The 10,452-nt window shown below is 36.5% G+C and carries 13 protein-coding genes; 6 read left to right on the plus strand and 7 right to left on the minus strand.

What is annotated here, in order from left to right; genetic code table 11:
- Window positions 1-3 precede the first annotated feature (3 nt).
- Window positions 4-1,050 (minus strand): SepM family pheromone-processing serine protease, encoded by a 1,047-nt coding sequence (locus AC1DFT_RS16365; protein ID WP_478159975.1) that lies wholly within the window; start codon window positions 1,048-1,050, stop codon window positions 4-6.
- 93 nt (window positions 1,051-1,143) lie between these two features.
- Here AC1DFT_RS16365 and AC1DFT_RS16370 point away from each other — a divergent pair, with 93 nt between their 5' ends.
- Window positions 1,144-2,019 (plus strand): hypothetical protein, encoded by an 876-nt coding sequence (locus tag AC1DFT_RS16370; RefSeq protein WP_478159977.1) that lies wholly within the window; start codon window positions 1,144-1,146, stop codon window positions 2,017-2,019.
- A gap of 82 nt (window positions 2,020-2,101) precedes the next feature.
- Here AC1DFT_RS16370 and coaD read toward each other — a convergent pair whose 3' ends face one another.
- Genes coaD through AC1DFT_RS16385 form a run of 3 tightly spaced genes read right to left on the minus strand, consistent with a single transcriptional unit; the run spans window position 2,102 to window position 4,593 of the window.
- Entirely contained in the window at window positions 2,102-2,587 is a 486-nt protein-coding gene (gene coaD, locus AC1DFT_RS16375) for a pantetheine-phosphate adenylyltransferase (protein ID WP_478159979.1), read from the minus strand.
- A gap of 1 nt (window position 2,588) precedes the next feature.
- Complete coding sequence (gene rsmD / locus AC1DFT_RS16380; protein ID WP_478159981.1) at window positions 2,589-3,158, minus strand: 16S rRNA (guanine(966)-N(2))-methyltransferase RsmD; 570 nt, start codon at window positions 3,156-3,158, stop codon at window positions 2,589-2,591.
- A gap of 16 nt (window positions 3,159-3,174) precedes the next feature.
- Window positions 3,175-4,593, minus strand: a complete 1,419-nt coding sequence (locus tag AC1DFT_RS16385; protein ID WP_478159983.1) for a hypothetical protein — start codon at window positions 4,591-4,593, stop codon at window positions 3,175-3,177.
- A gap of 43 nt (window positions 4,594-4,636) precedes the next feature.
- Here AC1DFT_RS16385 and AC1DFT_RS16390 point away from each other — a divergent pair, with 43 nt between their 5' ends.
- The gene (locus AC1DFT_RS16390; protein ID WP_478159985.1) at window positions 4,637-5,032 is read left to right on the plus strand and encodes a DUF7147 family protein; all 396 of its coding nucleotides are present in this window, start codon (window positions 4,637-4,639) and stop codon (window positions 5,030-5,032) included.
- Window positions 5,033-5,044: 12 nt separating this feature from the next.
- On the opposite strand, the gene AC1DFT_RS16395 is transcribed toward AC1DFT_RS16390, so the two are convergent.
- Window positions 5,045-5,317, minus strand: coding sequence for a YlbG family protein (locus tag AC1DFT_RS16395; RefSeq protein WP_478159987.1), 273 nt, complete (start codon window positions 5,315-5,317; stop codon window positions 5,045-5,047).
- Between the two features lie 135 nt (window positions 5,318-5,452).
- Between AC1DFT_RS16395 and AC1DFT_RS16400 the strand changes: the two genes are divergently transcribed.
- Window positions 5,453-6,355 carry a glycerophosphodiester phosphodiesterase family protein gene (locus AC1DFT_RS16400; RefSeq protein ID WP_478159989.1) on the plus strand — a complete coding sequence of 301 codons (903 nt, stop codon included), beginning with the start codon at window positions 5,453-5,455 and terminating at the stop codon, window positions 6,353-6,355.
- 41 nt (window positions 6,356-6,396) lie between these two features.
- Here the strand turns inward: AC1DFT_RS16400 and AC1DFT_RS16405 are convergent, their stop codons facing one another.
- Window positions 6,397-6,846 (minus strand): YlbF/YmcA family competence regulator, encoded by a 450-nt coding sequence (locus AC1DFT_RS16405; protein ID WP_478159991.1) that lies wholly within the window; start codon window positions 6,844-6,846, stop codon window positions 6,397-6,399.
- An 85-nt stretch (window positions 6,847-6,931) separates the two neighbouring features.
- On the opposite strand from AC1DFT_RS16405, the gene AC1DFT_RS16410 reads away from it, so the two are divergent.
- The gene (locus AC1DFT_RS16410) at window positions 6,932-7,429 is read left to right on the plus strand and encodes a PaaI family thioesterase (protein WP_478159993.1); all 498 of its coding nucleotides are present in this window, start codon (window positions 6,932-6,934) and stop codon (window positions 7,427-7,429) included.
- On the opposite strand, the gene AC1DFT_RS16415 is transcribed toward AC1DFT_RS16410, so the two are convergent.
- Window positions 7,378-8,784, minus strand: coding sequence for a UDP-N-acetylmuramoyl-L-alanyl-D-glutamate--2,6-diaminopimelate ligase (locus AC1DFT_RS16415; protein WP_478159995.1), 1,407 nt, complete (start codon window positions 8,782-8,784; stop codon window positions 7,378-7,380). The two genes, AC1DFT_RS16410 and AC1DFT_RS16415, sit on opposite strands and share 52 nt — an antisense overlap.
- A 162-nt stretch (window positions 8,785-8,946) precedes the next feature.
- Here AC1DFT_RS16415 and AC1DFT_RS16420 point away from each other — a divergent pair, with 162 nt between their 5' ends.
- Both AC1DFT_RS16420 and AC1DFT_RS16425 read left to right on the plus strand, forming a co-directional pair.
- Entirely contained in the window at window positions 8,947-9,678 is a 732-nt protein-coding gene (locus tag AC1DFT_RS16420) for an amino acid kinase family protein (protein ID WP_478159997.1), read from the plus strand.
- 585 nt (window positions 9,679-10,263) lie between these two features.
- Window positions 10,264-10,452, plus strand: a 189-nt coding sequence (locus AC1DFT_RS16425; RefSeq protein ID WP_478159999.1) for a hypothetical protein, incomplete at its 3' end; no start/stop codon positions are given.

Here is a 10,452-nt window from a genome sequence, read left to right on the forward strand (position 1 = left end):
ACCTTATTTTGGCTCTAGTTTATCTAAATATGCTAGCGCATCGTCAATTGTTTTTACAGGTACAATTTTCATTTTTGTGCCTATTTTTTTTGCCGATTTTAGTGCTTCTTCATAATTGGATGTAAGATCCGGGTTTTTCTCTAAAATTGCAGGATCAATCTCATCGTCAGGAGCGAACATGATTTCCATTCCCTCTCGATCTGCCGCAATTACTTTTAAGTCAATTCCTCCGATACGTCCGACCGTTCCGTCTGGAAGCATCTCCCCAGTACCAGCTATATTATGCCCTTTGGTAATATCTTCTAGAAGTAATTGATTTAATATTTGAAGTGTAAACATGAGTCCAGCAGAAGGACCTCCAATATCTTCCGTGTTCATATGGACAATGGGGGTAGTTTCAACGATTTTATCTTCTTTATAGGAAATACCAATACCGGGTTTATCCAGAACGCCAGGAACCACTTTAAGTGTGACCTCTTTTATTAGCTCTTTACCCTCTCGATCGACTAGTAGTTGGATCGTGTCTCCTTCTTGTTTGTCCGTTAAATATGTTTGAATGGAGCTTTCGGTTAAATCCTTTATATTATCTATTTCTAAAATTTTATCACCAGCTTCTAACACATTGTCAGCCGCGCTGCCGTCCACTACATTAAAAATAAATATTCCGTTATTTGTTATCGTATAAGGCTTACCCGCTCGATTATATGCAACCGTAATAGCATTAAATTGAGAATCAGACATAAGCTTTAATTGACGGACATTATATTCTTTATCGTCTTCATCTTCTTGGCGAATTTGATTGGCTTTATATATTTTTTGATTATCCACTAGTTTAGCGTATGCATATGTAAGTGGTGTCGCCTTTGCAAGCGCAATCGTGAGTAGACTCATTGTTCCAACGTCATCCTCATCTCCACCCTCCACTTCGACAAATGGAGAAAGCTCATAGGCACCTCCTGGTTTGGAAATATAGGATTCCATTGGATAAAAGGCAAGTACCAGCGCAATCGCAAATACGAAAAGAAGGATTACAGAATTTCTCTTCTTCATAAGTTCTCCCTCTCTTTCTTAACTATATATGAGTATTAGTTTATCACTTCCATTTTTTTCTGACAAAACAATTGAAAAATAAAGGATGAATTTATGCATATTATAATCACGATCGGAAGCTGGGCATTAATCATATTATTATTTCTACAACCTGGTACGGCCCATAGGGGTGCCGTGGAAGGGATGCGTATTTTTACGACGTCATTACTTCCTTATTTGTTGCCTTATTTAGTTATTACGCAAATGTTTATAAGGTCGCAAAATACTTTTTTACATACAACGAATAAGTTTAAATTGTATATGAATGTGTACATATTAAGCGCGATTGGAGGATTTCCAAGTGGAGCTGCGGTGATTTCTTCGTTGAAGGAGATGGGCACTTTAAACGAACGAAATGCGAGTTGGTTATTAGGGATTTGTCATGCACCGAGCCCAATGTTTGTGATCGGATTTGTTGGAATAGAAATTTTTCATGCAGAGTTTGCAGGCTTGAAATTGTTAATCATTATACATCTACTCAATTTACTATTTCTTTTAGTATTCATCTTTTTTTCGCAACCTATACAACAGAATGATTACAAACCATCAATTGCCGTTTCTCCGTTCCAGGAAAGCATAAAAGAAACCTCGCAAATATTATTGCTAATAGGTACTACGGTAATTTTTTTCACAACGGTGAGTATTATCGTTTTTGAATCTGTAAAAGAAGTGCTGCCATCCATTTCACCGTTATTATTAGTATTTGTCGCATCTTTTTTTGAAATGACTGGCGGAATTAGTTTAGCGGGGGAAATACTTGCTGGCAAAGCAATTCTTCCATTTATTGTAGCAATCATTATTGCTTTTAGCGGTATTAGTATTCACATGCAAATCATTGTGCTTGCTCAGAAAGCCAGAATACCTATCAAACGCTATATTCTATTTCGCTTCCTGCATATGCTCATCATCCCTTTATTTTTTATATTCTAAACTACTAGTATGACAGAATTGTTACAGGTGCCAGGCACCCGTAACAATTCTGTCATAAAAAAACCTTGCCGAGATGGCAAGGTTATGATTTTTTAAATTTTTGTCGTAGGGCAGCTTCTACTTGTGGAGGTACTAATTCTTCAATTTTCCCTCCATACTTGGCTACTTCTTTGACAATGCTAGAGCTCAAAAAAGAATATTGGTTTTTTGTCATGATGAAAAAGGTTTCGATTTCATCGTTTAATACGCGGTTCATCGATGTAATTTGCATTTCATATTCGAAATCGGAAACCGCTCGCAGACCTCGAATAATGGCGCTTGCATTTACACCTTCTGCATAGTCCATCAATAACTCAGAATATGTATCCACTTTCACATTGGAAAGATGACTCGTTGCCTCTTTGATCAGTTCCATTCTTTCTTCAACTGAAAAAAGAGGGTTTTTGGAAGAGTTGTTTAAGACAACCACATTAACTTGTCCAAAAACAGCCGCTCCTCTATTAATAATATCTAAATGTCCGTTCGTAATTGGATCGAAACTTCCTGGTACTACTGCAATTTTAACCAATTTAATACCCCTCTTCTTCTAAACGTCTACGATAAATAGAAATAATAGTACCACCGTATGTTTCTCGTCTAGCTAGAGTAAAAGCACCAAAATCAGTTGCCAAGTTTACCGTTTTATCATGTTCGCACACGATAATCCCTGTATCGCTCATACATCCAACTTCTACAATCTTTTCAGCTAAATTATAAAATGCAGTTTTATTATACGGTGGATCTACAAATAACAGCTCGATTTTTAACTCTCTTTTTTCAAACGCTTTTACCGCCCTAGATGCATCAATCTTGTATATTTCGCTCGAATCTTCTAAACGACATTTTTTTAAATTTTCGTTGATCGTTTGAATCGCTTTCTGATCTTTTTCGATAAATATACATAAATCGATCCCTCTACTTAATGATTCAATACCTAAGTTCCCGCTACCTGCAAATAAATCTACTGCAATCCCTCCATCAAAATAGGGACCGATTATGTTAAAAATAGATTCTTTTACTTTATCTGTCGTAGGTCGTGTATTCGTTCCAGGTACCGCTTTTAACGGCACCCCTTTGTTGACTCCTGATATTACTCTCATGTTAAGACTCCTAATGTTAAAGTGGTGGGGATTCCGTAATATTTATTCGATCTTCTTCTTTATCTAAATTCAATAAAAACAATCGAATCATCCACGCTTCTTCTATATAAAATTCTGCTCCAATTCGCTCGAACGGTTCTGACATTGCGTCATATCGTTTCTCATTCAATACATAAAAAGGTTCCTGTATGGGAAAACGAAATGCTCTGGAATCATTTTGTACGTATAACCCTTTATCTGTATAATTTAAAGTATAATCTAATTCAGTAAGCAACGGTTTAGCTGCATATAAAACTTTTCCATCTTTCATTAATAATTTCATCTCTTCTAATAGCACCCCATTTACATACAAAGGACGCTCATCTTCCAAGAGTAACGGAAACTGTTCCGATTCAGTTTGTTCATTCATTTGAAAGAATGAAGTTTTCAAATCGATTACTTCTGACAATAGCTTATCTAATCCTTTAGCATTTAATGGACGATTTTTTGTCAACATTGCTTTCCATTCAATAAGCTGACTTGTTGTCATATAATCACGAACTGTTTCATACATCCAGTTTGATTTTTCATTTCCAATCGGACGCTCCATCAAAAAACTACTAATTACTTCAGAAATCGATGGGTTTTCTCCGTTTAACTCATATTGTGATTGAACACTTTTTACGATTAAATCACGTTCAATTGAGTCAATATCTTTGCCTAATATAAATGCTATTCGGGATGACTTAATATTATTTTTATTTTCAGTGAAAAGCAAGGTCATATGCGTACTATTTGGAATATTCAAGTTATCTAATCGTGCACGCAGTTCTTCCGAAAGATCTTCAGTTGAATGAACAGTAAAATAATCGTTTTCATATTTCACTGGAATTATTTCTTGTTGCCAATATAAATCGGTAATATTTCCAACTCCATATGAAAGGGTATAATCGATTAGATCTAGCGATGTGGTGCCAATTACCGGCAATCCGCTAACCCACATCCCTCCTCTTTTCAACTCATCTGTCACATGAAGCGTTGTATAAGAAACTCCACCTTTTTCAATTTTCGCTAAAAAACCAGTTAATAGTTTTCCATCCATTAATCCATCAGCTAACGGAATTTCATACGAGATGCTCTGCTCGGGTGACTCCCCCTCATCGAACGATATTAAATCATCCGATAATCGATTACAGCTATCACTCGTACTTAAATTACAGCTTCTATTTTCACTTGAGATCGGCCATGAAATAGTCAATTGTTTTTGTGGCAAATGACGGAAATGTTGCTTTACAATCACTCTGTCGCTTTTAAATGACAGTTCGACTTCTTGTTCATAATAAAAAGATTGCGCTTCTTCTTCCAAACTAGAGGAGTAAACATGGTATTGAAATAAAAGCAATACACTATTTACAACGACAAGCGACATCGTTAAAAAACTTATAACAAATTTCATAGAATTTCCCTCCAACAAAGTGGTAAGATGGACTGGAAAGGAAGTGATACCATTGATTCAACGTTTTATAGAACTAGGTGAAGGCTATGGAGATGTATTTGAGCTTTGTGAACTTACTCGCTTAAATAAAGATCGTTTACACCATGCATTTATATTCACGTCTAAAAAAGAAGAGAAAGAGTACTTTTCCATTGCAGTTGCTTTAAAACCAATTAATAAGGCTAATTTTTTCCCAATATATATATGTCGAGAAGGAATACAAAAAACAGGACTGGTACCTAAAAGACTTTCTGTTTTTAAGGAGACGCTAGAAACGCTACAAATCAAGCCAATCCAAATTGATATGAAACATTCATCCACTTTTGTAGACACAAATTTATTTTATCAATATGTGATCGGCGTTTTACGGTTAAATAATTTAATACCACCGTTACAGTAGTTCTAGATTACATTACAAACCAATCTTATAATCGTATTCTTTCGCTTTATCTGGTTTACTATTTTCAAATTCTGTTTTTAAAAATGGGCGATACGATTCTAGTATTTCTTTCACAAACGGAAGTTTATTCATCTTCTGTTTGGCAATTTCAATTTGATCTTGATCACAATATAAGACGACATATTTCAATTTTTTAGATATATAGTGGACATGGCCATATTTTCTTAATGATTTGGCTTGTTTTAAATGATGCACATAGACAATTAATCCTTGTCTTTCTGTCATACTTTTTCCCCTCATTTCTTCCTCTTTAGGATAACATAACCGGGAAAATGATAGCAACAACAACTAGCTGACAGTTGTATGTCCAAAAGTTATAATTAGAAAAGTTAATAGTTAAAAAGGAGGTTAAATTGAATAATGGGTAAAAAAACAAATGTTGCGTTCGCTATAGCTGCGGCTGCAGGAGCAGCTTGGGCAAGCACAAAAGCTATTTCTAAACCACAAATTCGTACTCCAAAAGAAGCGCTTGAATACGAGCAGCCAATCATCCTTGCACATCGAGGGGGAGCGGCACTTGCTCCAGAATGTTCGCTTGCCGCTTTTGAAAATGCAGCAAAATTAGGTGTACACGGATTTGAAATAGATATACGATTAACAAAAGATGAAGAAATTATCGTTTTTCACGATGAATACCTAGACAGAGTGACAAATTTAAGTGGTAAAGTGGCAGATTACACATTCGCACAATTAAAAGAAGCCGATCTTGGCTACCACTTTGCCAATTTAGAAGGTTCTAAAATCTATAGGGGGTGTGGTGAACATATTATCACATTAGGTGAACTTCTCGATACATACCCCCAAATGCTTATCAATTTGGATATTAAAGATGCTCCGCAAACATATGAAGGTAGTTTAATGCCTTCCAAGCTTTGGAGACTTTTAGAAGAAAGACAAGCTTATAAGCGTGTTGTAGTTACTAGTTTTTACGATGAGCAAATAGATCGTTTTAACCTGTATGCACAAAATACAGTTGCCTTAGGTGCTGGGGAAAAGGAAGTAAAGAAGGCATATACTGCATACACAAGCCAATTTAAACATTTATATCATCCAAAGGCAGATGTGTTTCAAATTCCATTGAAATCCGGTGTATTTCCACTTGATAGTGTAGGGTTTATCAAGTTCATCACTTCTTTGAATATTCCTGTTCACTATTGGACTATCGATGATCCGGTAATGATGAAGAAATTAATCCAGAACGGTGCTAAAGGAATTGTCACCGATCGACCCGACCTAGCAATCGAAGCATTAAAACTAGACTAAAAAGGATGTGTGCAAGTAAATGCACACATCCTTCGTATTTCTTATGCAGAACACGAGCAAGCTCCACCGGTGCCACAACCACTTCCGCAGCTTGAGCCGCCGGATGAAAAAAATGGGTTGCTGACAGGAACTTTCACACCTTCTGAAACAGATTTACCGATTAGCAAGCTCACTTCATCTAAAAGATCTTGCAATTCATTTTCGGCAACCTTTAATGTTGCAACTTCATCTACCATATCCAGCTTTCGTTTAGTTACGCGAATATCTTTCATAACTTTCGAATAGTCAGGATGGTATTTTCCGAATCGTTGGACCTCTTCATATTGATCTTTTAGTTTTGTGAAATGATTAATTTCACGTACTAGATTCGAATTTGTATATACAGCACGATGTGCATTTAAATATTGATAAAATTGTTCAGAGGAAAGTACCATTGTACATAGTAGATCTGATTGGTCCATTATAGTGGCCCATTCATTGGTCATTATCATTTATAAAACCTCCAATCTCTGTATATCATAACAGAAATGGAGAAACAAATGCTAAATTATTAACTTACTGTGAGGAGAAAAAATAATGAATGAATTACAATTTTTGCTTAACCAAGTAACTGAAAACGCATCAGAAACGGATATGAATCTTCTAAAAGATTTTCTAATAGGGTTACAAAAAAAACAACACACGGATAACACTACTTATTTAAATGCCCTTCTACAGATGGACATACAATTTGAGCAAGATACATGTATGGTCACTTTTCCAATTACACCACTTTCCTATAACACTTTTGATAATCCACACGGGGGGATAATCGCAACTCTTATGGATAATGCCATGGGATATCTTGTGAACAAAGATTTACAACCAGAAGGAAAAGGCGCTGTAACGACGAATATGAATATCCATTATGTGAAAGCAGCTACGGAAAAATCATTGATCGCTACAGCGTCATATATACATAGAGGTCGCCAAACACTCGTGCTCGAATGTGTAGTCACACAACCAAACGGTAAAAGAATTGCTCATGCCACTGGATCATTTTTTGTTATAAATCCACCAACTTCTTCAAAATAATTACATACTACTTGATGATCAGAAAAAGGGACTATACTACCTTGAGCAATCTGTTCTTGCTCATGTCCCTTTCCTGCTATTAAAATGACATCCCCTTCTTGGGCAGTTTGTAATGCTAACTTGATCGCTTTTTTACGGTCAGGTTCAATCATTACTTTACTAGGGTCCACTCCGCTTACAATATCGGCAATAATGTCTTCCGGGCGTTCATTTCTTGGATTATCGGAAGTGATAATTGCTTTTGTCGCATATTTAGTCGCAACTTCTCCCATGCCTTTTCTTTTTTGTCTGTCTCGATTTCCCCCGCAACCAAAAACAACATAAATATCCTTTTTTGCATACGATGTAATGGTAGATAAACAAGCCTCTAAGGCATCAGGTGTATGTGCATAGTCAATTAGCACTTCCACTCCTATACTATTATGGATTTGCTCTAACCTTCCTTTAGGTAGCGTAAGAGCTTTTATTTCTCCAAACGGAATCTCAAGTGCTGTTAAACAGGCTATCGCTGCAGCTATGTTCATACCATTATAATAACCACTGTTCTTCATCTTTAAGTGCACTTCTTTATCTCTTACCCAAAACTTATAATGGACCATTTCGTTTGAATAATCGACGTTTTGATAAATAACGTCATTTGTATATTTTTCACCAAAACGGATAACTGGTAGTATCGTTTTTTCTGCAATGGATTGACACCACTCATCATCATCATTAATAACTAATTGTTTAGATATCGTTGCAAGGAGCTCTTTTGATTTCTTATATGGAACCATTCCCCCATGGAATTCTAGGTGATCCTTTCCTATATTCAAAAATACACCTAAATCGATTGGATACATTCCTAATCGATTGTCCAATAATCCTTGGGAAGAAGCTTCCAATACAATGTATTCCACCTTCTGTTCAAAACAGTATTTTACTACTTGCATGAAATCATAAAAAGGCAATGTTGTATTACTTCTAAAGCGTTGTTCTAATTTCTTACCATTTATAAAAACGCCAAGTGTACCAATAACGCACACTGTTTTTTGATGTTGCATCAATAATTGCCCAACAAAAGACGCTACGGTAGTTTTTCCATTCGTGCCAGTGATTCCAATTGTTTTTATTTGTTTCCCGTACAATTCATACGTCATATAGGAAATTCTCTCTTTTAACAAATGCATATCCGTCGGTAAAATAATTTGCGGAACACTGCAGTCTTGGATAAAATAATCGTTGAGTATTGCTGTCGCTCCGTTTTGTATTGCTTCTTCTATAAAAACTCTATTACCCGTTTCGGAAACGAACACATCCCCTTCTTTTATTTGCTTGGAATGATCAATAAATCTGTTTATCTTAAAGTCCTTCAAGTCTCCTGTAATCTTGTAGTCTAAACAATCCAATAGTTCTTTTAAAGGAAAAATAGTAACACACTCCCTACACCATTCTTGTGAGTTCGCATAAAGTAAAATGAATTCCTTGTATCGTATGAACGGAGTGTTTGAAATGTCACGAGTAGAGTGGTTGAAAATATGATAGTGCAAAAATTTGGTGGAATTGCAATGCAGGATCATCAGAACAGAAAATTGGTTATGGCAAGGATTAAAAAAGCAATAACTGTACATCAACAAGTATTGGTAGTTGTTTCAGCAATGGGAAGAAGTGGTCAGCACTACGCAACGGATACATTATTAGATTTAGTACCAAATGCTGTAAATAGTGTTGAAACGGATTTACTTTCGGCATGTGGTGAACTAATATCTGCATCTGTACTTTGCGCAGAATTAAAAAAAGAAGGAATTGTAGCAACTCTTTTATACGGAAAAAGTGCGGGAATTATTACAAATGATGCTTACGGGGATGCTCAAATAGAGAAAGTAGATACAACATCCATAGCTGCCGCCTTCCAAGATTTCCATTGTATTGTCGTACCAGGTTTTCAAGGAGTTGCAGAAGATACGCAAACTTTCACCACTCTTGGCAGAGGTGGAAGTGATTTAACTGCAGTCGTTTATGGACATTATTTAAATGCTGATGTCGTGGAATTTTATAAAAACGTTCCAGGTGTGATGACTTCTGATCCTTTTAGAAGTAAAAACGTCGAATTAATCACTTCAATGACTTATGAAGAATTACAACATAAAATAAATGGACCAGTAGAAGTCATACAAAAAAGAGCAGCCAAATTTGCTGCTCTCCATCATGTTCCTTTGCATATCCGCTCCCTATATGAAGATAAAGAAGGGACATTCGTTTTTAAGTAATTCGTGTTTCAAATCTGTAAATTAATTAGTTTTTTACCATAATAATTTAACAATAAAATCGATGAAGCGCCTGTCTTTGACCAGATTTAGCAAATGGGATTGGCAAATAACATGACGCACATTATAGGGATACTGCGACGTAGTGCGTTTACTAGTGACCGCTATGATTTTCGCTGCAGGACGGACGCTTTCCGTGAGGTGAGTGATGAGCCTTCACCGCCGCTTGCGCGTACGTTGTGAAGTCTCATCTTACTCACTTGATCCCACTGGAGTCGCCGCCTGCAGCGAAAATCAATGAAAATTGCTAAATTATTGAGATCCCATATTAACAATAAATGGTTGAACGAAACAATATCCACTGCGAACACGACAAACTAGTCGAGTAGATGCCGGCCAGGCGTGTTCAACGGGCTATAAGACATATAATTCCTATAATATGTTGGAATTATAGTTGTCTCACATTAAGTAAAGAGCCATTTTGAGAATTGGTTGCTCTCATGTTGATTTGGTTGCTTTCCATATAGAACTGGTTGCTCCCAGTGATCGGTTGGTTGCCCTAAGCCATTTACTGGATGGATGCATGCAATGGAAAAACTGGTTGAAATTTTGTTTTTTTATGGGATGGTATGGGTAATTGGGCAATTTCCACTGATTTTCGCTACAGGCGTCGACTCCTGCCGGATGAGTGGGCTAATGAGACATCCCAACGTACGCCTAAGGGCGGCGGGGATGGCTCATCGCTCACCCGGCGGAAAGCGTACGACTGTAGCGAAA

The sequence above is a fragment of the Psychrobacillus sp. 05T411 genome (genome assembly GCF_056396485.1).